21 protein-coding genes are annotated in these 21,384 nt (G+C 72.9%); 4 read left to right on the forward strand and 17 right to left on the reverse strand.

The window, feature by feature from the left end; all coding sequences use genetic code 11:
* Positions 1 to 64: 64 nt before the first annotated feature.
* The 5 genes from OG309_RS08295 to OG309_RS08315 all read right to left on the reverse strand — a co-directional run bounded on the left by OG309_RS08295 (position 65) and on the right by OG309_RS08315 (position 3,523).
* Positions 65 to 652 carry a lysophospholipid acyltransferase family protein gene (locus OG309_RS08295; RefSeq protein ID WP_402545899.1) on the reverse strand — a complete coding sequence of 196 codons (588 nt, stop codon included), beginning with the start codon at positions 650 to 652 and terminating at the stop codon, positions 65 to 67.
* Positions 653 to 705: 53 nt separating this feature from the next.
* A complete protein-coding gene (gene cmk / locus OG309_RS08300) occupies positions 706 to 1,425 on the reverse strand; it encodes a (d)CMP kinase (protein WP_329419393.1) in 720 nt (239 codons plus the stop codon).
* An 89-nt stretch (positions 1,426 to 1,514) separates the two neighbouring features.
* The gene (locus tag OG309_RS08305) at positions 1,515 to 2,603 is read right to left on the reverse strand and encodes a prephenate dehydrogenase (protein ID WP_329419394.1); all 1,089 of its coding nucleotides are present in this window, start codon (positions 2,601 to 2,603) and stop codon (positions 1,515 to 1,517) included.
* A complete protein-coding gene (gene aroH, locus OG309_RS08310) occupies positions 2,600 to 2,962 on the reverse strand; it encodes a chorismate mutase (protein WP_329419396.1) in 363 nt (120 codons plus the stop codon). The genes OG309_RS08305 and aroH overlap by 4 nt, the downstream gene beginning before the upstream one ends.
* 123 nt (positions 2,963 to 3,085) lie before the next feature.
* Positions 3,086 to 3,523 carry a YidB family protein gene (locus OG309_RS08315; protein WP_329419397.1) on the reverse strand — a complete coding sequence of 146 codons (438 nt, stop codon included), beginning with the start codon at positions 3,521 to 3,523 and terminating at the stop codon, positions 3,086 to 3,088.
* 98 nt (positions 3,524 to 3,621) lie between these two features.
* Here OG309_RS08315 and OG309_RS08320 point away from each other — a divergent pair, with 98 nt between their 5' ends.
* The 3 genes from OG309_RS08320 to OG309_RS08330 are packed head-to-tail and all read left to right on the forward strand — an operon-like array spanning position 3,622 to position 5,107.
* Positions 3,622 to 3,957, forward strand: a complete 336-nt coding sequence (locus OG309_RS08320) for a DUF952 domain-containing protein (protein WP_329419398.1) — start codon at positions 3,622 to 3,624, stop codon at positions 3,955 to 3,957.
* 45 nt (positions 3,958 to 4,002) lie between these two features.
* The gene (locus OG309_RS08325; protein WP_329419400.1) at positions 4,003 to 4,419 is read left to right on the forward strand and encodes a Rieske (2Fe-2S) protein; all 417 of its coding nucleotides are present in this window, start codon (positions 4,003 to 4,005) and stop codon (positions 4,417 to 4,419) included.
* Between the two features lie 10 nt (positions 4,420 to 4,429).
* Positions 4,430 to 5,107, forward strand: coding sequence for a nucleotidyltransferase domain-containing protein (locus tag OG309_RS08330; protein ID WP_329419402.1), 678 nt, complete (start codon positions 4,430 to 4,432; stop codon positions 5,105 to 5,107).
* On the opposite strand, the gene OG309_RS08335 is transcribed toward OG309_RS08330, so the two are convergent.
* The 12 genes from OG309_RS08335 to OG309_RS08390 all read right to left on the reverse strand — a co-directional run bounded on the left by OG309_RS08335 (position 5,104) and on the right by OG309_RS08390 (position 19,017).
* Positions 5,104 to 6,141, reverse strand: a complete 1,038-nt coding sequence (locus OG309_RS08335) for an ADP-ribosylglycohydrolase family protein (RefSeq protein ID WP_329419403.1) — start codon at positions 6,139 to 6,141, stop codon at positions 5,104 to 5,106. The two genes, OG309_RS08330 and OG309_RS08335, sit on opposite strands and share 4 nt — an antisense overlap.
* Positions 6,138 to 6,878, reverse strand: coding sequence for an NUDIX hydrolase (locus OG309_RS08340; protein ID WP_329419404.1), 741 nt, complete (start codon positions 6,876 to 6,878; stop codon positions 6,138 to 6,140). The genes OG309_RS08335 and OG309_RS08340 overlap by 4 nt, the downstream gene beginning before the upstream one ends.
* Positions 6,875 to 7,783, reverse strand: coding sequence for an AAA family ATPase (locus tag OG309_RS08345; RefSeq protein WP_329419406.1), 909 nt, complete (start codon positions 7,781 to 7,783; stop codon positions 6,875 to 6,877). Before OG309_RS08345 ends, OG309_RS08340 begins: the two co-directional genes overlap by 4 nt.
* 141 nt (positions 7,784 to 7,924) lie before the next feature.
* A complete protein-coding gene (locus OG309_RS08350; protein WP_329419409.1) occupies positions 7,925 to 9,160 on the reverse strand; it encodes a pseudouridine synthase in 1,236 nt (411 codons plus the stop codon).
* A gap of 18 nt (positions 9,161 to 9,178) precedes the next feature.
* On the reverse strand, positions 9,179 to 9,763 hold the full coding sequence (gene scpB, locus OG309_RS08355) for an SMC-Scp complex subunit ScpB (protein ID WP_329419410.1): 585 nt from the start codon (positions 9,761 to 9,763) through the stop codon (positions 9,179 to 9,181).
* Positions 9,760 to 11,091 carry a segregation and condensation protein A gene (locus tag OG309_RS08360; protein WP_329419411.1) on the reverse strand — a complete coding sequence of 444 codons (1,332 nt, stop codon included), beginning with the start codon at positions 11,089 to 11,091 and terminating at the stop codon, positions 9,760 to 9,762. Before OG309_RS08360 ends, scpB begins: the two co-directional genes overlap by 4 nt.
* A 44-nt stretch (positions 11,092 to 11,135) precedes the next feature.
* The gene (locus OG309_RS08365; protein WP_329428215.1) at positions 11,136 to 11,618 is read right to left on the reverse strand and encodes a hypothetical protein; all 483 of its coding nucleotides are present in this window, start codon (positions 11,616 to 11,618) and stop codon (positions 11,136 to 11,138) included.
* Positions 11,615 to 12,640 (reverse strand): ParA family protein, encoded by a 1,026-nt coding sequence (locus OG309_RS08370; RefSeq protein WP_046909525.1) that lies wholly within the window; start codon positions 12,638 to 12,640, stop codon positions 11,615 to 11,617. The genes OG309_RS08365 and OG309_RS08370 overlap by 4 nt, the downstream gene beginning before the upstream one ends.
* 469 nt (positions 12,641 to 13,109) lie before the next feature.
* Positions 13,110 to 14,225: an alanine dehydrogenase gene (gene ald, locus OG309_RS08375; RefSeq protein ID WP_329419415.1), complete on the reverse strand. Its 1,116-nt coding sequence runs from the start codon at positions 14,223 to 14,225 to the stop codon at positions 13,110 to 13,112.
* Between the two features lie 180 nt (positions 14,226 to 14,405).
* A complete protein-coding gene (locus OG309_RS08380) occupies positions 14,406 to 16,421 on the reverse strand; it encodes a tetratricopeptide repeat protein (protein WP_329419417.1) in 2,016 nt (671 codons plus the stop codon).
* A gap of 213 nt (positions 16,422 to 16,634) precedes the next feature.
* Positions 16,635 to 17,261, reverse strand: coding sequence for an NUDIX hydrolase (locus OG309_RS08385; protein ID WP_329419419.1), 627 nt, complete (start codon positions 17,259 to 17,261; stop codon positions 16,635 to 16,637).
* A gap of 97 nt (positions 17,262 to 17,358) precedes the next feature.
* Positions 17,359 to 19,017: a CTP synthase gene (locus OG309_RS08390; RefSeq protein WP_329428217.1), complete on the reverse strand. Its 1,659-nt coding sequence runs from the start codon at positions 19,015 to 19,017 to the stop codon at positions 17,359 to 17,361.
* Between the two features lie 485 nt (positions 19,018 to 19,502).
* Between OG309_RS08390 and OG309_RS08395 the strand changes: the two genes are divergently transcribed.
* Positions 19,503 to 21,305: a glycoside hydrolase family 15 protein gene (locus tag OG309_RS08395; protein WP_329419420.1), complete on the forward strand. Its 1,803-nt coding sequence runs from the start codon at positions 19,503 to 19,505 to the stop codon at positions 21,303 to 21,305.
* Positions 21,306 to 21,384 lie beyond the last annotated feature (79 nt).

Consider the following 21,384-nt stretch of genomic DNA (forward strand, 5'->3'; position numbering starts at 1 on the left):
CGTTCCTTGATCATTCGTGGTCGGTGGGTCCCCGGGCCGCGGGGCCCACTACTGGGAGTGTCGCTCAGCGCCCGGTGAGGCGCCTGGCGTTTTTCAGGTGGTCGGTGAGGCGTTCCTGAATGCGGAAGGTCGCCTCGTCGAGCGCCTTGCGGGTGCGCCGGCCGCTGCCGTCGCCCGCGTCGAAGGCGTCGCCGAAGACGACGTCCACCCGGCTGCGGAGCCGGGGCAGCGCCTTGACGAGCCGCCCGGGCTTGTCGGTGCTGCCGAGCACGGCGACCGGGACGATCGGGGCGCCGCTGCGGACGGCGAAGTAGGCGAGTCCGGCGCGCAGCGAGGCGAAGTCGCCCTCGCCGCGGGTGCCCTCGGGGAAGATCCCGAGGACGCCGCCCTGCTCCAGGACGCCGAGCGCGTTGCCGATGGCGGTGCGGTCGGTGCTGTCCCGGTCGACCTTCACCTGGCCGATGCCTTCGAGGAAGCTGCCCAGCGGTCCGACGAACGCTTCCTTCTTGATGAGGAAGTGCACGGGCCGCGGGGCGGTGCCCATGAGCATGGGGCCGTCGAGGTTGTGGGCGTGGTTGACGGCGAGGATGACGGGACCGGAGGCCGGTACCCGCCAGGCGCCGAGGACACGCGGTCTCCAGAGGCCGTACATCAGCCCGATGCCGATGCCCCGGCCGACGGCGGCGCCCCTCTCGGAGGGCTGGGTCACTTGGCGGCCGTCCTCTTCTCGTCCACCAGGGTGACGACGCACTCGATGACCTGGTCGAGGGTGAGCTCGGTGGTGTCGACCTCGACGGCGTCGCCGGCCTTGGCGAGCGGGGAGGTCTTGCGGCTGGAGTCGGCCGCGTCCCGCTTGATCAGGGCTTCCTTGGTGGCGTGCACGTCGGCGCCCTTGACCTCGCCGGAGCGGCGGGCGGCGCGGGCCTCGGGGGAGGCGGTGAGGAAGATCTTGAGGTCGGCGTCGGGCAGCACGGTGGTGCCGATGTCCCGGCCCTCGACGACGATGCCCTGCTCGGCGCTCTTGGCGATGGACCGCTGGAGCTCCGTGATCAGGGCGCGCACCTCGGGGACGGCGCTGACGGCGCTGACCTTGGAGGTGACCTCCTCGGTACGGATGGGCCCGGCCGCGTCGAGGCCGTCGACGGTGATGGTGGGCCTGGCCGGGTCGGTGCCGGAGACGATGACGGGCTTGGCGGCGGCGTTGGCGACGGCCTCGGCGTCCTGGACGTCGACGCCGTTGCTGATCATCCACCACGTGATGGCCCGGTACTGGGCGCCGGTGTCGAGGTAGCTCAGCCCCAGCTTGGCGGCCACCGCCTTCGAGGTGCTCGACTTGCCCGTGCCGGAGGGGCCGTCGATGGCGACGATCACGGTTTCCACGGTGGGGAACGCCTTCCTGGGTGAGCGGGAGCCCCCGGCGGACATGCGGGGACCCCCACAAGGTTACCGAGTCCCCCGCCCCCGTTCGGCCCAGCGGGCCCCGGACCCCGCGTCGGGGGCTCCGGGACCCCGGCTCAGCCGGTGCGCAGCGCCCAGCCCCGCTCGCGCAGGGCCTCCGCCAGGGCGGGGGCCGTCGAGGGGTCGACCATCAGCTGGACCAGGCCGGCCTGCTGCCCGGTCGCGTGCTCGATGCGGACGTCCTCGACGTTGACGCCCGCGCGGCCGGCGTCGGCGAAGATGCGGGCCAGCTCGCCGGGCTGGTCGCTGATGAGGACGGCGACCGTCTCGTACGCGGTGGGGGCGGCGCCGTGCTTGCCGGGGACGCGGGCCCGGCCGGCGTTGCCGCGGCGCAGGACGTCCTCGACGCCGGAGGCGCCGGCGCGGCGCTTGGCGTCGTCGCCGGACTCCAGGGAGCGCAGTGCGCGGACCGTCTCGTCGAGGTCGGCGGCCACGCCCGCCAGGACGTCGGCGACGGGTCCGGGGTTGGCGGAGAGGATCTCGACCCACATGCGGGGGTCGGAGGCGGCGATCCGGGTGACGTCGCGGATGCCCTGGCCGCAGAGGCGCACCGCGGTCTCGTCGGCCTGCTCCAGGCGGGCGGCGACCATCGAGGACACGAGCTGCGGGGTGTGCGAGACGAGCGCGACCGCGCGGTCGTGGGCGTCGGCGTCCATGACGACGGGGACGGCCCGGCAGAGCGCGACGAGTTCGAGGGCGAGGTTGAGGACCTCGGTGTCGGTGTCCCGGCCGGGGGTCAGCACCCAGGGGCGGCCCTCGAAGAGGTCGGCGGTGGCGGCGAGCGGTCCGGAGCGCTCCTTGCCGGACATCGGGTGGGTGCCGATGTACGTGGTGAGGTCGAGGCCCAGCTCCTCCAGCTCGCGCTTGGGGCCGCCCTTGACGCTGGCCACGTCGATGTAGCCGCGCCCGAGCCCGGCCCGCATGGCCTCGGCGAGGGTGCCGGCGACGTGCGCGGGCGGTACGGCGACGACGACGAGGTCCACGGGGCCCTCGGGCGTCTCCTCCGTGCCCGCGCCGAGCGCGGCGGCGGTGCGGGCGCGGGCGGGGTCGTGGTCGCGCAGATGGACGCCGATGCCGCGCCCGGCGAGGGCGAGCGCCGCCGAGGTGCCGATCAGGCCGGTTCCGATGACGAGCGCGGTTCTCACTGGGCGATGTCCTTGCGCAGGGCGGCCGCGGCACCGAGGTAGACGTGCGCGATCCGGGACTTGGGCAGGTCCGACTCGATGTGCGCGAGGAGTCGTACGACCCTCGGCATGGCACCCTCGACGTCGAGCTCCTGGGCGCAGATCAGGGGGACGTCCACGATGCCGACGCGGCGGGCCGCGGCGGCGGGGAAGTCGCTGTGCAGGTCGGGCGTGGCCGTGAACCAGATGCTGATGAGGTCGTCGGCGGTCAGCCCGTTGCGTTCGAGCACGGCGGCGAGGAGCTCCTCGACCTGCTCGTGCATGTGTCCGGCCTCGTCCCGCTCCAGCTGGACGGCGCCTCGGACCGCTCGTACCGCCACCTCGTGCTCCTTCCGCGCGTCAGTGCTCCGGCCAAGCCTAGTCAGCCGTTCGGACGCGCCGTCGGGGCGCCCGCCCTCCGAGACGGCGGAGCGGCGGGCGCGGCAGGGCGGCAGGGCGGCAGGTCAGAGGTTCTGCTGGCGGATCAGGTCCTCCAGCGAGACCCCGCTCTGCGGGGCGGCGCCCTGGGGGGTCAGCTTGTCGACGGCCTGCGGGAGGTGACGGGCGATCTCGTCGGCGACGGTCTCGGGGCTCACCCCGGCGTCGTCGGCGACCTTCCGGAGGGTGTCGTCGGGCAGGGCCTCGGCGATCTGGGCGCCGCTGACGGGCTGGTTGTCGCCGCTGCCGACCCAGGACTGGGCCTGGTCGGCGAGGCCGGACCTGGACAGCATGTCGAGGAGGCCGCCGAGCGGGTTGGAGGCGCCGCTGCCCTGGGCTCCGCCGAGTGCGCCGAGCAGGGCGCCGAGGATGTTGCCGGCCCCGCCGGCGCCGCCGCCCGGGCTGCCCTGGCCGCCGCCTCCGAGGAGGCCGCCGAGCAGACTGCCGAGATCGTTTCCCGCCATGGAGGTGCCTTTCGTTCGATGGGGAACACGGACAATCTCACTCAGACAAGGGCGTTCCGCCACTCGGGGTAGCGGGCCGAGGGGGTACAACTGTCGGCATGCTGCTGCACGTCGTACCCCTGGACGAATGGTCCGCCGATCCCGGTCTGCCCTACGCACCTCCCTCCCTGGCCGCCGAGGGCTTCGTCCACTGCTCCCCGGACGAGACCGCCGCCCTGGCCATCGCCGACGGCCACTACCGGACCGCGGCCGGCCCGCTCCTGGTCCTGGTGATCGACGAGTCGCTGCTCTCCGGCGAGGTCCGCTGGGAGGGGTCCGAGGACCTGCTCTTCCCGCACGTGTACGGGCCGATCGAGCGCGCGGCGGTGACGGGCCTGCTGGAGGTGCGGCGGGACGGGGACGGCCGTGCGAGGGAGCTGACGCCCTGGACGTAGGCGTGTCGCGGCGCCGCCGCGGACGCCCCGGCCAAGCTGGGCGGCATGACTGCTGACGCCCTCCCCCGTCGTACGGCGCTCCTCGCCGGTGGTGCCGCCCTGGTCTCCGGCTGCGGAGGAGGGTCGGGCGGCACCGACAGCACGGACGGCACGCGGACGAGCGGCACGCCCTCGCCCACGGCGCTCGCCCGGACCTCCGACATCCCGGTCGGCGGCGGCACGGTCTTCAAGGACGAGAAGGTCGTGGTCACCCAGCCCGTGGCGGACGAGTTCAAGGCCTTCTCGGCGGTCTGCACGCACCAGGGCTGTCTCGTGGACAAGGTCGCCGACGGCACGATCGACTGCCCCTGCCACGGCTCGAAGTACCGCATCGCCGACGGCACGGTGGCGGCGGGACCGGCGCCCCGCCGGCTCCCGGAGGAGCGGATTAATGTGTCGGACGGAAACATCACCCTGGCCTAGCCTGGCGCGCATGACTCCCGAAGAGCTGGTCCGCGACCACACGATCTACTCCTGCGTCATGGGGTCGCGCGCGTTCGGTCTGGCGACCGAGGACAGCGACACCGACCGCCGGGGCGTCTATCTGGCCCCGACCCCGCTGTTCTGGCGCTTCGACAAGCCGCCGGCCCATGTGGAGGGCCCCGCGGAGGAGCAGTTCAGCTGGGAGCTGGAACGCTTCTGCGAGCTCGCCCTGCGCAACAACCCGAACATCCTGGAGTGCCTGCACTCCCCCGTCGTCGAGCACGTCGACGCCACCGGCCGCGAACTGCTCGCGCTGCGCGGGGCGTTCCTGTCCCGCCAGGCGCACACCACCTTCGTCCGCTACGCGCAGGGCCAGGGCCGCAAGCTGGAGGCGGACGTCCGGCAGTACGGGGCCCCGCGCTGGAAGCACGCCATGCACCTGCTGCGCCTGCTGACCAGCTGCCGTGATCTGCTGCGCAGCGGCGAGCTCCGCGTCGACGTGGGCGAGGAGCGCGAGCGCCTGCTCGCGGTGAAGCGCGGCGAGGTGTCCTGGCAGGAGGTCGAGAGCTGGATGGCCCGGCTCCAGGACGAGGCCGACCGGGCCCGTGACACGAGCCCGCTGCCCTCCGCCCCGGACCGGGCCCGCGTCGAGGACTTCCTGGTCAGGGCCCGGAAGACGGCGCTCTAGGCGTCCCAGGCCGCCCCGAAGGCCAGCAGTTCGTCCCGGTGCTCGATCCGCTCCACCCACGGAGCGGGCCAGGCGTCCGCGCCGAGGTGGGCGCCCGCGAAGGCGCCCGTGAGGCAGGCGATCGAGTCGGAGTCGCCGCGGGTGCAGGCGGCGCGGCGGAGCGCGGTGAGCGGCTCCTCGGGGAAGAGCAGGAAGCAGAGCAGGCCGGTGGCGAGGGCCTCCTCGGCGATCCAGCCGTCGCCGGTGTACGTGCAGGGGTCGAGCTCCGGGTCGGCGGTGCGCTGCACGGCGTCGAGCCGTTCGAGGACGGCCAGGCACTCGTCCCAGCCGCGTTCGGCGAAGTGGCGCGGCGACGGGTCCTGCGAGCGGGTCCAGAGGTCGCCGAGCCAGCGCTCGTCGTAGGCGGAGCGCTTCTCGTACGCGTAGGAGCGCAGCCGGCCGACGAGTCCCGCGGGGTCCACGCCCTGCGCGAGCAGGTGCACGGCCCGGGCGGTGAGGTCGGAGGCGGCGAGGGCGGTGGGGTGCCCGTGGGTGAGGGCGGACTGGAGCTGGGCGGCGCCCGCGCGCTGCCCGTCGTCGAGGCCGGGCACGAGGCCGATCGGGGCGACGCGCATGTTGGCGCCGCAGCCCTTGGAGTGGATCTGGCTCGCGTCCTGCCAGGGCCGGTCGGAGTCGAGCAGCCGGCACGCCTTCAGGCAGGTGTTGCCGGGGGCCCGGTTGTTCTCGGGCGAGTGGTACCAGTCGACGAACTCGTCGCGGACCGGCCGGGCGAGCCGGAGCGGGGTGAGGGCGCCCCGGTCCAGGGCGGTGCGCACACCGCGCGCGAGGGCCAGGGTCATCTGGGTGTCGTCGGTGATGTAGGAGAGCCCGCCGCGAACGGGCTGGTCCATCGTCCGCCACGGCCCGGTCTTCGCGAGGATCGCGGGCACGTCGTTGAACTCGGTCGGGAAGCCCAGCGCGTCACCGAGCGCGAGGCCGAGCAGTGCCCCGGTCGCGGCCCGCTTGACGGGGCGGCCCGTCACTCCGTTCGTCATTCCGTTCGTCCTTCCGGTCGCAGCAGCGGCGGGTGCAGCGCGGTGGCCTCGCCCGCCCGGTAGAGAGCGGCCGGTTTCCCCCGTCCGCCGGTGCGGCGCGGCGGTGCCTCGACCGGCCGGACGAAGCCGGGGGTGGCGAGGACCTTGCGCCGGAAGTTGGGGCGGTCGAGCGGGACGCCCCAGACCGTCTCGTACACCTGGCGCAGCTCGCCGAGGGTGAACTCGGGCGGGCAGAAGGCGGTGGCGAGGCAGGTGTACTCCAGCTTGGCGCCGACGCGTTCGCGGGCGTCGGCGAGGATGCGGTCGTGGTCGAAGGCGAGCCCGCGGGCCGTCTCGTACGGGAGCCAGCGGGCCTGGGCCGCGTCCCCGCCGCCGCGGGGCTCGGGCAGGTCGGGCACGAGCGCGGCGAACGCGACGGAGACGACCCGCATCCGGGGGTCGCGGTCCGGGTCGCTGTAGGTGCGCAGCTGTTCCAGGTGGAGCCGGGCGGTGGTGGCGCCGGACAGGCCGGTCTCCTCGGCGAGTTCGCGGCGGGCGGCCCGATCGGCGGACTCGTGGGGCAGCACGAAACCGCCGGGCAGGGCCCAGCTGCCGGCATAGGGCTCCTGGCCTCGTTCGACGAGCAGGACGTGCAGCCGGCCCTCGCGGACGGTGAGGACGGCGAGGTCGGCGGTGACCGCGAAGGGCTCGAAGGCCCGCGGGTCGTAGCCCTCCAGGGCCGGGTGGGTGGTGGTCATCGGCGCTCCAGGGGCGTGGCGAGCAGGGCGTCCACGGCGGCCACGGCCGCGGCGAGCCGTTCCTCGTGCGGTCCGGTGAGGACGGCGGTGCGACGCCCGGTGCGGGTGAGCTGGGTGAGCAGCCGGGCGGTGGCCCAGGGCCGCAGCCGGGCGGCGCCCTCGGGGTCCCCTGGGCCCTCGGGGCCGTCGGGGTGCCCGGGAGCCGCTATGCCGCGGTGGTCGGTGAGCAGCCACAGATGGTGGCGGGCGCGGGCGGCGATCTCGCCGGTGTCGGCGCTGCGGGTGCCCACGTGCCGCTCGTGGCGGATGGTGACGGTGAAGGCGTCGGTGTCGCAGACCAGGACCGGCGAGCCGTCCCGCGCGCTCTCCTCCTCGCGCTCGGCCTGTCCCAGGGCGATGAGCGGGAAGTCCCCGGAGCGCAGCGGCGCGCCGTCGCGGGCGGCGCGGTACTCGGGGACGTAGCGGGTGCGCGCCCAGACGCCGCCGCGGCCGCGGTAGTGGGCGGCGAGGGCGCGGGCCAGGGTGGTGGTGCCGGTGTGGCCGGCCCCGAGGACGACCACCCGTCGGGTGAGGGCGGCCCGTACGGGTGCCTCCAGGAGGTGCCAGTGGGCGGCGGGGTCGGCGAGGACGTCCTCGGCCGGGGAGCCGGGGGTGAAGACGGCGTCCACGGGCTCGCGGAGGGCGCCGAGGGGGTTGTCGCCGGTGGTGCCGGTGACGAGGGCCTCGGGGTGGATCTCCCGCATCCAGGCGACCCGCTCGGCGAGCGGCAGCGGGTCGTCGGGGCAGCCGCGGACCAGGACGGTGAGCCGCTCGCAGCGCGCGTGGGCGGTGCGGACGAGCCGGTGGTGGGCGGCGTGCGGCGGGCAGAACGCGCCGAGGACCAGGCCGTGCCCGTAACGCTTCATGCGGTCGCCTCCCCACCCCGTACCCTTTAAAAGTCACTCTGACTATAAAGCGGGGGCCGTTCGCACACAAGGACGAAAACGCACGGAGGCCCGTGACCGCGGGGCGGTCACGGGCCTCTCGTGGGGCTGGGGCAGCGGGTCCTAGAGACCGACTTCCTTCATCAGCATGCCGACCTCGGTGTTGCTGAGGCGGCGCAGCCAGCCCGACTTCTGGTCACCCAGGGTGATCGGGCCGAAGGCGGTGCGGACCAGCTTCTCGACCGGGAAACCGGCCTCGGCGAGCATCCGTCGCACGATGTGCTTGCGGCCCTCGTGCAGCACGACCTCGACCAGGTAGTTCTTGCCGGTCTGCTCGACGACCCGGAAGTGGTCGGCGCGCGCGTAGCCGTCCTCCAGCTCGATGCCGTCCTTCAGCCGCTTGCCGACCTCGCGGGGCAGCGGGCCGGTGATGGCGGCCAGGTAGGTCTTCTTCACGCCGTACTTGGGGTGGGTGAGACGGTGGGCCAGCTCGCCGTGGTTGGTGAGCAGGATGATGCCCTCGGTCTCGGTGTCGAGCCGGCCGACGTGGAAGAGCCGCGTCTCGCGGTTGGTGACGTAGTCACCGAGGCACTGGCGCCCGTCGGGGTCCTCCATGGTGGAGACGACACCGGCCGGCTTGTTCAGCGCGAAGAACTGGTACGACTGGGTGGCGACCGTCAGGCCGTCGACCCTGATCTCGTCCTTGTCCGCCACGCGCAGACCCTGCTCCAGCACGATCTCGCCGTTGACCTCGACGCGGGCCTGCTCGATCAGCTCCTCGCAGGCACGGCGCGAGCCGTAGCCGGCGCGGGCGAGCACCTTCTGCAGCCGCTCACCCTCCTGCTCGGCGCCCGGGAAGGTCTTGGGCGTCTTGATCTCGGGCTTGTTGGCGTACCGCTCCCGGTTGCGCTCCTCCGCGCGGGCGTCGTACTCGCGCGAGCGCGACGGGGCCGTACGGCCGCCGCCCCGGTTCGGGGACTGCTTCGGGCCGCCCTTGGCACCGCCGCGGGCGGCGTCGCCGCGCCCGCGCCTCGGGCCGTCGGAGGGACGGCCGGCGAGGCCGTCGACGTCGTAGCTCCGGTCCTCGGGACGGGGCCGACGCGGGCTGCTCGCGCGCTTCTGGTCGTCACGGCCGCCGCCCTGGTAGCCGCCGCCACCGCTGCTGCCGCCACGACCGCCACCACCACCGCTGCCGCCACCCCGGTAGCCGCCGCCACCGCCGGAGCCGCTGCCCCCTCGGTAGCCGCCGGAGCCGCTGCCGCCTCGGCCGCCACCGCTGCTGCCGCCGCGGCCGCCGCTGTTGCCACCACGGCTCCCGCCGTTGTTTCCGCTGCTGTTCCTGCCGCTGCTGCTTCGCATCAATCTTCCGTAGTCTCGTCAGTCTCTGTCTTCGTCCGGATCGAAGGAGGGCACGCCCTCCAAGGAGTCCGGCTCCACCGCTTCCGCCTCGGGCAGGAAGGGTGCCAGCTCCGGGAGCTCGTCCAGGCCGCGCAGGCCCATCCGCTCCAGGAAGTAGTTCGTCGTCCTGTACAGGATCGCACCTGTTTCGGGTTCCGCGCCCGCCTCCTCCACCAGACCGCGCTGGAGCAGGGTGCGCATGACGCCGTCGCAGTTCACCCCGCGGACCGCGGAGACCCGCGAGCGGCTGACCGGCTGGCGGTACGCGACGACCGCCAGCGTCTCCAGGGCCGCCTGGGTGAGGCGGGCCTGCTGCCCGTCCAGGACGAAGGCCTCGACGGCCGGGGCGTACGCGGCGCGGGTGTAGAACCGCCAGCCCCCGGCGACCAGCCGGAGCTCGAAGCCGCGGCCCTGGACCGTGTACTCGTCCGCGAGCTCGCGCAGGGCGTCGGCGACCTCGCGGGGGGTGCGGTCGAGGACCTTGGCGAGGTGGGCCTCGGTGGCGGGCTCGTCGACGACCATGAGGACGGCTTCGAGCGCGGGCTTGAGAGCGAGCTCACTCACGAGACGGCCTCCTGACGTTCCCGGACTTCCCGGTGCTCCTGGTCTTCCCGGTCTTCCCGGTCTTCCTGATCGAATTCGTCGGTGACGGCCCCCGCGGCGTCCGCCTCCCCGCCCGTCCAGGAGACCGTGAGGTCCCCCAGGGCGGTCTCCTGGTCGAGGGCGACGGCCTTCTCCCGGTAGAGCTCCAGAAGCGCGAGGAAGCGCGCGACGACGGTGAGGGTGTCGCCGGCGCCCTCGGCGAGCTCCCGGAAGCTCAGCACCCCGCGCTCGCGCAGCAGGGCGACGACGATCCCCGCCTGCTCGCGGACGCTGACGAGGGGCGCGTGGATGTGGTCCACGTACACCTGCGGCTTCGCCTTCGGCTGCATGGCCTTGACCGCGAGGGCGGCGAAGCCCTCGGCGCCGATGGAGATGACCACCTCGGGCAGCAGCTCCGCGTGGTGCGCCTCCAGGCCGACGGTGCGGGGGTACCGGCGCCCCTCGCTCTCCCAGCGCTCCGCGAAGATCTCGGCGATCCGCTTGTACGCGCGGTACTGCAGCAGCCGCGCGAACAGCAGGTCCCGCGCTTCCAGGAGCGCCAGATCGGCCTCGTCCTCCACCTCGGCGACGGGCAGCAGCCGGGCGGCCTTGAGGTCGAGCAGCGTGGCGGCGACGACCAGGAACTCGGTGGTCTGGTCGAGGTCCCAGTCGGGGCCCATCGCGCGGATGTGCCCCATGAACTCGTCGGTCACCTTGGAGAGGGCGACCTCGGTGACGTCGAGCCGGTGCTTCGCGATGAGCTGCAAGAGCAGGTCGAACGGCCCCTCGAAGTTCGCGAGCCGCACGGTGAACCGGCCGTCGGCGGGGGCGGGGACGCCGGGGGGCGCCGCCTCGACGCCGGGGAGCTCGCCGGACGCGCGGTCGGCGGCGAGGGACTCGGTGCGCGTCCGCTCGGCAGCAAGAGGGCCCGCGGGCGCGGCCACGGCGGCGGAAGGCGCGTCCAGCGCTGCTGTGGCCGCGGTGGGCGCGTCGGGGGCCTCCCCGGCGCCCTGCGGCCCCGGGAGCTCCGTGAGTGCGCCTCCCGCGCTCCCGGCGCTCTCACGCCCTGCTGTCGCCTCTTCCGCGCCCCCAGGCCCCGTAAGGGCCCTCTCTGCGCCGTAAGGCGCCCCGTGCGCCCCCTCGGCGCCGTACGCCGCCTCCAGGACGCCCGGCGGCGTCCCAGGGCCGGCCGGTTCGTCCGTCAGGGCCGCCTCGTCCGCCCCCGAGGGCCGCGGTGCGGCCGACCCCGGGCCGCGGCCCAGGAGGCGGCGGTGGGGCGGGCGGGACGTTTCGTCAGGGGGGTGGGGCATCGGGGTCCTGGTGGAGCGGGGGTGCGGGAGCCCGCAGGGTACCGTCAGCGGCCGCGCAGGCGACGGACGAGGATGCTCGCGTCGCCGCGGGACTCCAGGTCCGCCAGGACCACGGCGACCGCCTCGCGGACGATCCGGCCGCGGTCGACCGCCAGGCCGTGCTCGCCGCGCAGCACCAGGCGCGCGTGCTCCAGGTCCATCAGCTCCTCGGCGGAGACGTAGACCGTGATCTTCTCGTCGTGGCGCTCACGCCCACTGGGGCGCCGGTTGGCGGCGCGGCTCCGCCGCCGGGCAGCCTGGGCGGAGGCGGCGGCCTTCGACGGCGCGGGGGCCGGGGCCTCCGCCTCCGTCGCGCGGGCGCGCGGCTCGGCGGGCTCGGAGTCGGCGGAGGCGTGCTCCGCCCCGCCCTCCGCGGCCGCCGTGTCGCTCTCGCCCGCCGGTGCCGGGACGGGGCGGCGCGGCGAGGACGCCTGCAGCGCCATCCCCCCGGTCGTACGGAACAGTTCGTCGGCGCCGGGCAGACTCACTCGGCGTGACACCGGGCGAGCACCTCCCTGGCGAGCTGACGGTAGGCGGCGGCACCCACGGAGTTGGAGGCGTACGTGGTGATGGGCTCTCCGGCGACCGTGGTCTCCGGGAAGCGCACGGTACGGCCGATCACCGTGTGGTACACGTGGTCGTCGAAGGCCTCGACGACGCGCGCGAGCACCTCGCGCGAGTGCACCGTCCGCGAGTCGTACATCGTGGCGAGGATGCCGTCGAGCTCCAGGTCGGGGTTGAGCCGCTCCTGGACCTTCTCGATCGTCTCGGTCAGCAGGGCCACGCCGCGCAGTGCGAAGAACTCGCATTCCAGCGGCACGATGACCTTGTGAGCGGCCGTCAGGGCGTTCACGGTCAGCAGGCCGAGCGAGGGCTGACAGTCGATCACGATGTAGTCGTAGTCGTTCATCAGCGGCTTGAGGGCACGCTGCAGCGTGGACTCGCGCGCGACCTCGGAGACCAGCTGCACCTCGGCGGCGGAGAGGTCGATGTTGCTCGGGAGCAGGTCCATGTTGGGGACCGCGGTCTTGAGCAGCACCTCGTCCGCCGACATGCCCCGCTCCATGAGCAGGTTGTAGACGGTGAGGTCGAGCTCCATCGGGTTCACGCCGAGGCCGACCGACAGGGCTCCCTGCGGGTCGAAGTCGACGAGCAGCACCCGTCGTCCGTACTCGGCGAGCGCGGCGCCCAGGTTGATGGTCGACGTGGTCTTGCCGACGCCGCCCTTCTGGTTGCACATCGCGATGATCTTCGCGGGACCGTGGTCGGTCAGCGGGCCCGGGATCGGGAAGTACGGCAGGGGCCGTCCGGTGGGGCCGATCCGCTCGCGGCGCTGGCGGGCAGCGTCGGGTGCGAGGGTGGCCGCGTACTCCGGGTCGGGCTCGTACTCGGCGTCGGGGTCGTAGAAGTGCCCCTCGGGCACCTCGTCAAAGGCGGCGAAGTGGGTGGACTCTCGGCCCATCTCGTTGCCGGCCGTGGCGTTCACGTGTAGGCCGTCCGTCATCTTCATCGTATGGGCTGGCGTCAGGGGCTGGTGCGTCGCGAAGGTCCGCACCGCGACGGAGCCGATCGGGGCTCCTGGCTCCGCACCCCCGGGAGTAAATGTCGACTCATTCACAAGTCGTCTTACCTCCTTGGATGTGACCAGGAACATTTATCGATAGGTCAGCGTGGCACCATGCCGACGGTTGGCGACTCTATGGCGTGTCACCGCTCCGCAGCAACACAATCCGCCGGACCCGGCCCGATGTGTCGGCAACCGAACACCCCTCTGTCAAGGGTGCGCAGGCATGGAACCGCACGTTTCAGGGGTGCGCGAAACGGTTAAAGAGTTACGTTCGAGGCGAGTTGACCAGGCATCGGAACGTGGCCGGACACACATCGGGCCGGACCTTGCTCGACAAGGTCCGGCCCGATGCGTGAGGTTGACGGACGGCGTTGACCGACCGTTTCTCCTCTTGTCTGGAGCGAGCTGAGGGTCAGCCCAGGAGGGTGCTCAGCTCGAGGTGCTCGAGGCCGTGCGCCTCGGCGACCTCCTTGTAGACGACCTTGCCGTCGTGGGTGTTGAGGCCCTTGGCGAGCGCGGCGTCACGGCGCAGCGCCTCGACCCAGCCGTTGTTCGCCAGCGACACGATGTAGGGCAGCGTGGCGTTGGTGAGGGCGTAGGTGGAGGTGTTCGGAACCGCGCCCGGCATGTTGGCGACGCAGTAGAAGACCGAGTTGTGGACCTGGAAGGTCGGCTCGGCGTGGGTGGTCGGGTGGGAGTCCTCGAAGCAGCCGCCCTGGTCGATGGCGATGTCGACAAGGACACTTCCGGGCTTCATCTTGGCGACGAGCTCGTTGGTGACCAGCTTCGGGGCCTTGGCGCCCGGGATGAGGACGGCACCGACGACGAGGTCGGCCTCGATGACGGCCTTCTCCAGCTCGAAGGCGTTGGAGACGATCGTCTTGACCTTCGTGCCGAAGATCTTGTCGGCCTCGCGCAGCTTGTTGATGTCGCGGTCGAGCAGGGTCACGTGGAAGCCCAGGCCGATGGCGATCTGCACGGCGTTCCAGCCGGAGACGCCGCCGCCGATGACCACGCACTCGCCGGCGTGGGTGCCGGGGACGCCACCGGGGAGCACGCCGCGGCCGCCGGCCGAGCGCATCAGGTGGTAGGCGCCGACCTGCGGGGCCAGGCGGCCCGCGACCTCGGACATCGGGGCGAGCAGCGGGAGCGCGCGGGTCGCGGTCTCGACCGTCTCGTAGGCGATGGCGGTGGTGCCGGACTCCAGGAGGGCGTCCGTGCACTCCTTGGAGGCGGCGAGGTGCAGGTAGGTGAAGAGGGTCTGGTCCTTGCGGAGGCGGTGGTACTCCTCCGCGATGGGCTCCTTGACCTTGAGCAGAAGGTCGGCGGTGGCCCAGACCTCGTCGGCGGTGGCGAGGATCTCGGCGCCGGCGCCGACGTACTCCGCGTCCGTGATCGAGGAGCCGACACCGGCGTTCTGCTCGACGAAGACCTGGTGGCCGTTGCGGACGAGCTCGTGGACACCGGCAGGGGTGATGGCCACGCGGAACTCGTTGTTCTTGACCTCGCGGGGGATGCCGACCTTCATCGTCGATCACGGTCCTTGAATCAGTGGGATAAGCGGGGGTGACTGCGGTGTGACCGCACCGGGAAAGCCCGGCATAGCCATACATACCCGGATGCACTGCGGCACACCGGCACAGACCGCGACCGAACGCGGCTCACCCAGTCTAATGAAGGAGTTCCTACTGTCTAGCCTTTCAAAGTACTAATCTTCGACAGAAGCACTACGGATTTCGTAGGCGGAACGCTCGCTTCCCAGCAGTCTTTCCGCCGCCGACCTGTGCAGTCGCGCCGCCGCCGGGTCGCCGAGCCGGTCCAGGGTGTCGGCGAGCCGGAGCTGCAGCGCCGCCTGGAGCCGCACGTCCTTGGCGCGCCGGGCCCACTCGACCGCCTCCTCACAGCTGCGCAGGCACTCCTCGGGGCGCCCCGCGTACTCCTGGACCCGGGCGGCCTCGCTCAACGCCCGTGCGTAGCCCGGGAGATCGTCGAGCCTGCGGTAGCCGGCCGCGGCCGCCCGCCAGCTGCGCAGGGCCTCGCCGTAGCGGCCCGCGTAGGTGTGCACCGTGCCGAGCCGGCCGTAGAGGCGCGCCTGGTCGGCCCGCTCGTCACGGGCCAGCCGCTGGGCCAGCGCCCTGCCGTACCAGTCGCCGGCCCGGTGCCAGTCTCCCAGCTCCTGATAGGCGCCACCTACGGATTCCATTGCGCGACCCACCGCGTACGGGTCATTTGCTTCCCTGCCGGCCTCCAATGCCGACCGATATCGCAGCAATGCGTCCTGAGTCCTGCCGGTCCTCGCATCCAGGTCCGCCAGGTTCAGCAGCGCCGCGGCCCGCTCCCGGTGCAGCCCGCGCCGCTCGGCGACGTCCAGCACGAGCCGGTGCAGCCCGTAGAGGTCGGGGGCCGCCGCCTCGGCGCCCCGGTGCGCGGCCAGCGCCCGGACGAGTGCGGCGATCAGCCGGCGCGCCAGGGTGTCGAGCTCCCCGTCGGCGACGGCGAGCCGGGCCGCGGCCAGCAGCACGGGCCGGCGGCTGTCCAGCCATGCGGCGGCGGTGACGGCGTTCGGGAAGCGCAGGGCGCGGGGCATCCCCGCCAGCTTGCGGCGGGCCGGGGAGCCCTCCGGTTCGGTGACCGCGCGGCCGGACTGGAGGAGCCGGACGGTCCGCTCCAGCATCCGGGCCCGGGCGAGCTGCGTCTCGGCGGGCCGGTCGCACTCCTCCAGCTGGGCGCGCAGCAGCGGGACGAGGTGCGCGGCCGGCTCGTACTGCCCGTCGCCGCCCGGGACCTCCCGTACGAGTCCGAGCGCGGCGAAGTCGGCGAGGGTGGTGGCCGCCGCGGAGACCGAACAGCCGGCCAGGGCGGAGGCGGTGTGGGCGTCGGCCCGGCCCAGCGGGGCGAGGCAGAGGTGGCGCAGTATCCGGGCGGCCGGCTGCGGCAGCGACGCGTGGACGAGGGTGAAGGCGCGGGTGATCGGGTCGCCGGTGAGGGCGCGCAGCCGCTTGGCGAGGTCGGCGACGGAGGCCTTGGGCCGGGCGGCGAGCCAGCCGCCGGCCAGGACGAGCGCGCCGGGCAGTCCGCCGCACTCCTCGGCCAGGGTCTCGGCGGCCTGCGGGTCGACGGTGACGCGGACCGAACCGGTGAAGGCGGTGAGCAGTTCGATGGCCGACTTGGGGTCGAGGCCGCCGAGGGTGCAGGGCCGGACGTCCGGGATGCCGGTGAGCGGACCGCGGGCGACGCCGACGACGAGGCTGGCGGGGTTGTCGGGGAGCAGTGGGTCGACCTGCTCGGCGTCGACGGCGTCGTCGAGGAGCAGCAGGGCCCGGCGGTCGGCGAAGGCGGTCCGGACCAGGGCGGCGAGCTCGTCCTCGGCGGCGCCGGGGGGCTCGGCCACGCCGAGCGCGGAGAGCAGTTCCTGGGCGGCGCGGCCGGTGGGGACGGGGTCGCCGCCGGGTTCGGTGAGCCGGACCCGGAACACCCCGTCGGGGTAGTCGGCGGCGAGTCCTGCGACCAGTTCCTCGGCGAGGGCGGTGCGTCCGGAGCCGGGCTTGCCGGCGATCAGCAGGACCCGTGCGCGGGGTGCCTTGCGGCCGGTGAGAGTGTCGAGGCCGGTGCGTTCGATGTCGGCGCGCAGGGCCTTCAACTCCCGCTGGCGACCGTAGAACTGCGCGGCGCCGACCTCCCCCGGACTTCGTCCGGGGGTACCCCCAACCGCCTGATCCGTCACGGGCCACGCTCCCGTCCACCTGCGCACGAGCCGATCCCGCGGGGGGTCCGCACGGGCGCTTCCGAGCGTAGTTCAGGGCACCGCGCGGACCCGGCGGAGCGCGGCGGACAAATCCCCCGATCGGATCACTGGATTGTCCGACCGGAGGAGGGAGGGGCTCCCCCGCGCGGCGCGGTCACCGCGCCGCGCGGCCGCCCCCGCCCCGCCCCGGCGTCATGCCTCGAAGGGGCGCGCCGGCCAGGGCGCGTCGGCGGGCCGCAGCGCGTCCGGGCCGTCCCCGTTCAGCGCGGCCGCGAGCGCGAGGAGGCCCACCACCAGGCAGGTGTTGTGCAGCTCGCCGGCGAGGGCGCCGCGGACGAGCTCCGCGAGCGGGACCCGGGCCAGCTCCATGTCGGCCTCCTCGTCGGAGACCTCGTACCGCTCGCCCTCCGCCTCGGACAGGCCGCGCGCGAGGAAGATCCGCACGGCCTCGTCGGAGCCGCCGGGGCTGGGGTAGACGTCCGCGAGGACCCGCCACTCCTCGGCCTTGACGTGCGCCTCCTCGTACAGCTCGCGCTGCGCCGCGTGCAGCGGGTTCTCGCCGACCACGTCGAGCAGCCCGGCCGGGACCTCCCACAGCTTCCCGCGCACCGGGTGCCGGTACTGCTTGATCAGCAGGACCCGGTCCTGCTCGTCCAGGGCGACGACCGCGACCGAGCCGGGGTGGACCTGGTAGTCGCGGCGGGCGACCGAGCCGTCCGGCATGACCACGTCGTCCGTGCGGACACTCGTCTTGGCTCCCTTGAAGGGGGTCGTCGTGGCGACGACCCGCCACTCCTCCGGGGTGTCCTGCACCTGCATCAGCTGTCCTCCCACATGAACGCACATGGCCGCATACGAAAACCGGGGTACGCGCCCCGGAAGGGACCCGTACCCCGGCAACGGTAACGCCAGGCGCCTACTGGGCCGTCTTGCCCGTCTTGCGCTCGACGGCCGCCTTCACCAGGCCCGCGAAGAGCGGGTGCGGGCGGGTCGGGCGGGACTTGAGCTCCGGGTGCGCCTGGGTGGCGACCAGGTAGGGGTGGATGTCCTTCGGGTACTCGACGAACTCCACCAGCTTGTTGTCCGGGGAGGTGCCGGAGAAGACCAGACCGGCCTTCTTCTCCAGCTCCGCGCGGTACGCGTTGTTCACCTCGTAGCGGTGACGGTGGCGCTCCTCGACGTACGGCTGGTCGTCGTAGGCCTCGCGGACGACGGAGCCCTCGGCCAGCTTGGCCGGGTAGAGGCCCAGGCGCATCGTTCCGCCCAGGTCGCCCGCGCCCTCGACGTACGCCAGCTGCTCCTCCATCGTCGAGACGACGGGGTGCGCGGTGGCCGGGTCGAACTCGGTGGAGTTGGCCTCGGGGATGTCGGCCAGGTTGCGCGCCGCCTCGATGACGATGCACTGCAGGCCGAGGCAGATGCCGAGCAGCGGCACCTTCTTCTCACGGGCGTACTGGATCGCGCCGACCTTGCCGCTCACGCCGCGGTCGCCGAAGCCGCCGGGGATGAGGATCGCGTCGCAGTCGCCGAGCTGCTTCTCGGCGTCGGCCTGGGTCTTGCAGTCGTCGGAGGTGACCCACTTGACCTTGACCCGGGCCTTGTTGGCGAAGCCGCCGGCCCGCATGGCCTCGGTGACCGAGAGGTAGGCGTCGGGCAGGTCGATGTACTTGCCGACGAGCGCGACGGTGACCTCGTGGTCGGGGTTGTGGACGCGGTCCAGGAGGTCCTCCCAGACGGTCCAGTCCACGTCGCGGAAGGGCAGGTCCAGCTTGCGGACGACGTAGGCGTCCAGGCCCTCGGAGTGCAGCACCTTCGGGATGTCGTAGATCGACTTGGCGTCGATCGCGGCGACCACGGCGGCCTCGTCGACGTCGCACATCAGCGAGATCTTGCGCTTGATGGCGGTCGGGACCTCGCGGTCGGCGCGCAGCACGATCGCGTCGGGCTGGATGCCGATGTTGCGCAGCGCGGCGACCGAGTGCTGGGTCGGCTTGGTCTTCAGCTCGCCGGAGGGGCCGATGTAGGGCAGCAGCGAGATGTGCACGACGAAGACGTTGTCGCGGCCGACCTCGTGGCGGACCTGACGGACGGTCTCCAGGAACGGGAGCGACTCGATGTCGCCGACGGTGCCGCCGACCTCGGTGATCACCACGTCGACGTCGTCCGTCGCCATGCGGCGGATGCGGGACTTGATCTCGTTGGTGATGTGCGGGATGACCTGCACGGTGTCGCCGAGGTACTCGCCGCGCCGCTCCTTGGCGATGACCTGCGAGTAGACCTGGCCGGTGGTGACGTTGGCCGAGCCGTCGAGGTCCACGTCGAGGAAGCGCTCGTAGTGGCCGATGTCCAGGTCGGTCTCGGCGCCGTCGTTGGTGACGAACACCTCGCCGTGCTGGAACGGGTTCATCGTGCCCGGGTCGACGTTGAGGTACGGGTCGAGCTTCTGCATCGTGACCCGCAGGCCCCGGGCCTTGAGGAGCGCACCCAGGCTGGAGGCGGTCAGGCCCTTGCCGAGGGAGGAGGCGACACCCCCGGTGACGAAGATGTGCTTGGTCGTCGTGGTGTTGGGCGGCATCGCCAAGAGGGGGCTCCCGTGGTCGCGTTCTGGAGGTGCGTACCGGCGTCCCCTCCGGAAGAATCGGGGGGTGCCGTCGCTGCGGTTGCGGGGTCCTCGGCTGTCGCCGTTTCCCACCGGTCCACGGGGTACCAGGGTATCAGCGACATCGGGAGACCGCTTCCGGCCACACGGGGCAGTCGGGTGCACACGTACCGCGACACGCCGTGGGTCGGGCGGCTCGGCCCGGGAGCTGCGGCGGGGGCACGGCCGGGACCCTGGACGGGGTCAAGAGCCGTTCACCCGATCGGAGCAGCGGTGTTACAAGATCGGCGCCGCCGGTCAGTAGGGTGCGTCGTATCCTGCTCGGACGCGCTGCCGAGCCGGACCGGCACGGCACCACCCCCGCCCTCCCCCGGACCAGAGCTCGTCAACGATCCCCTGACCGCTGACCTGTAGGACGTCGCCCCACGGGCGACGTGGCCGTTCGATCTGGAGTGGAGCACGTGGCCGGGCGCATCGAGGATTACGCACTCATCGGAGACATGCAGACCGCCGCACTGGTCTGCCGGGACGGCAGTGTCGACTGGCTCTGCCTGCCCCGCTTCGACTCGCACGCCGTCTTCGCGGGACTGCTCGGCACCGAGGAGCACGGCTTCTGGCGGGTCGGCCCCGCCGGACCCGAGGGCGCGTCGGCGCCACATGCCGACCGCCGCCGCTACGTCGGCGACTCGCTCGTCCTGGAGTCCGAGTGGGACACCCCGCGCGGCACGGTCCGGGTGACCGATTTCATGCCCCCGCGCGACGGGGCCCCGCAGCTGATCCGGGTCGTCGAGGGCGTCACCGGCCGGGTGCCGATGCGCTCCGTGCTGCGGATGCGGTTCAGCTACGGCCGGGTGGTGCCCTGGGTGCACAAGGTCGGCGAGCGCACGGTGGCCGTGGCGGGGCCCGACTCCGTGTGGCTGGACACCGACGCCGAGACCCACGGCAAGGACCTCACCACCTACTCCGAGTTCACCGTCACCCCCGGCGAACGGATCACCTTCACCCTCTCCTGGCAGCCCTCGCACAAGGAGCCGCCGCCGCTGCCGGACCCGGAGGGCTCGCTCGCGGCGACCGCCGAGTTCTGGCGCGACTGGGTCGACCACTGCACGTACCACGGCCCCTACCGGGAGGCCGTGGTCCGCTCCCTGATCACTCTGAAGGCGCTCACCTACGCGCCGACCGGCGGGATCGTCGCCGCGCCGACCACCTCCCTGCCGGAGGAGATCGGCGGGGTACGGAACTGGGACTACCGCTACACCTGGCTCAGGGACGCGGCGATCACCCTCTCCTCGATGCTGCGCACCGGCTACCGCGAGGAGGCCCGCGCCTGGCGGGACTGGCTGCTGCGCGCCGTCGCCGGCGACCCGGAGAACCTGCAGATCATGTACGGCATCGCCGGCGAGCGGGAGCTCGGCGAGGCGGAGCTGGACTGGCTGCCGGGGTACGAGAACTCCGGCCCGGTCCGGGTCGGCAACGGGGCCGCCAACCAGCTCCAGCTCGACGTGTACGGCGAGGTCACCGAGGCCCTGCACCTGGCGCACATGACCGGTCTGTCCCGCAACGACTACGCCTCGCTGCTCCAGCTGAAGCTGATCCACTACCTGGAGACCCACTGGGACCAGCCCGACGAGGGCATCTGGGAGGTGCGCGGCCCGCGCCGGCACTTCGTGCACTCCAAGGTGATGGCCTGGGTGGCGGTGGACCGCACGATCAAGCTGATCGAGTCCGGTGACGCCGACGGCCCGCTGGAGCGCTGGCGCGAGCTGCGCGACGACATCCACCGGGACGTCTGCGAGAAGGGCTACGACAAGGAACGCAACACGTTCACGCAGTCCTACGGCTCCAAGGAGCTGGACGCCTCGCTGCTGCTGATCCCGCAGATGGGCTTCCTGCCGCCGGACGACAAGCGGGTGATCGGCACGATCGAGGCGATCCAGCGGGAGCTGTCCACGGAGGACGGCTTCGTGCTGCGCTACCCGACCGCGGGCGACGAGGCGGGCGTGGACGGTCTGGAGGGCGACGAGGGCGCGTTCCTGGCCTGTTCGTTCTGGCTCGCCGACGACCTGGCGATGATCGGCCGGGTCGACGAGGCCCGCAAGCTGTTCGAGCGGCTGCTCTCGCTCCGCAACGACCTGGGGCTGCTCGCCGAGGAGTGGGACCCCCGGCTCCAGCGGCAGGTGGGCAACTTCCCGCAGGCCTTCAGCCACGTCCCGCTGATCGACACGGCGCTGCGGCTGACGGCCTCGGGCGCGTACGGGGGCTGACCCCACCCGCGAGCGCCGACACGCGGGGGACGGGCCACCGCCCTACGATGAAGGTGTCCTGTCCCCCCACGGAAGGGGG

The sequence above is a fragment of the Streptomyces sp. NBC_01268 genome, assembly GCF_036240795.1.
GTDB lineage: Bacteria > Actinomycetota > Actinomycetes > Streptomycetales > Streptomycetaceae > Streptomyces.

Coding starts and splice junctions, on each gene's coding strand:
- OG309_RS08295 (WP_402545899.1), bottom strand. CDS start 652: ATGTACGGCCTCTGGAGACCGCGTGTCCTCGGCGCCTGGCGGGTACCG.
- cmk (WP_329419393.1), bottom strand. CDS start 1,425: ATGTCCGCCGGGGGCTCCCGCTCACCCAGGAAGGCGTTCCCCACCGTG.
- OG309_RS08315 (WP_329419397.1), bottom strand. CDS start 3,523: ATGGCGGGAAACGATCTCGGCAGTCTGCTCGGCGGCCTCCTCGGAGGC.
- OG309_RS08320 (WP_329419398.1), top strand. CDS start 3,622: ATGCTGCTGCACGTCGTACCCCTGGACGAATGGTCCGCCGATCCCGGT.
- OG309_RS08325 (WP_329419400.1), top strand. CDS start 4,003: ATGACTGCTGACGCCCTCCCCCGTCGTACGGCGCTCCTCGCCGGTGGT.
- OG309_RS08330 (WP_329419402.1), top strand. CDS start 4,430: ATGACTCCCGAAGAGCTGGTCCGCGACCACACGATCTACTCCTGCGTC.
- OG309_RS08335 (WP_329419403.1), bottom strand. CDS start 6,141: ATGACGAACGGAGTGACGGGCCGCCCCGTCAAGCGGGCCGCGACCGGG.
- OG309_RS08340 (WP_329419404.1), bottom strand. CDS start 6,878: ATGACCACCACCCACCCGGCCCTGGAGGGCTACGACCCGCGGGCCTTC.
- OG309_RS08345 (WP_329419406.1), bottom strand. CDS start 7,783: ATGAAGCGTTACGGGCACGGCCTGGTCCTCGGCGCGTTCTGCCCGCCG.
- OG309_RS08350 (WP_329419409.1), bottom strand. CDS start 9,160: ATGCGAAGCAGCAGCGGCAGGAACAGCAGCGGAAACAACGGCGGGAGC.
- OG309_RS08360 (WP_329419411.1), bottom strand. CDS start 11,091: ATGCCCCACCCCCCTGACGAAACGTCCCGCCCGCCCCACCGCCGCCTC.
- OG309_RS08370 (WP_046909525.1), bottom strand. CDS start 12,640: ATGAAGATGACGGACGGCCTACACGTGAACGCCACGGCCGGCAACGAG.
- ald (WP_329419415.1), bottom strand. CDS start 14,225: ATGAAGGTCGGCATCCCCCGCGAGGTCAAGAACAACGAGTTCCGCGTG.
- OG309_RS08385 (WP_329419419.1), bottom strand. CDS start 17,261: ATGCAGGTGCAGGACACCCCGGAGGAGTGGCGGGTCGTCGCCACGACG.
- OG309_RS08390 (WP_329428217.1), bottom strand. CDS start 19,017: ATGCCGCCCAACACCACGACGACCAAGCACATCTTCGTCACCGGGGGT.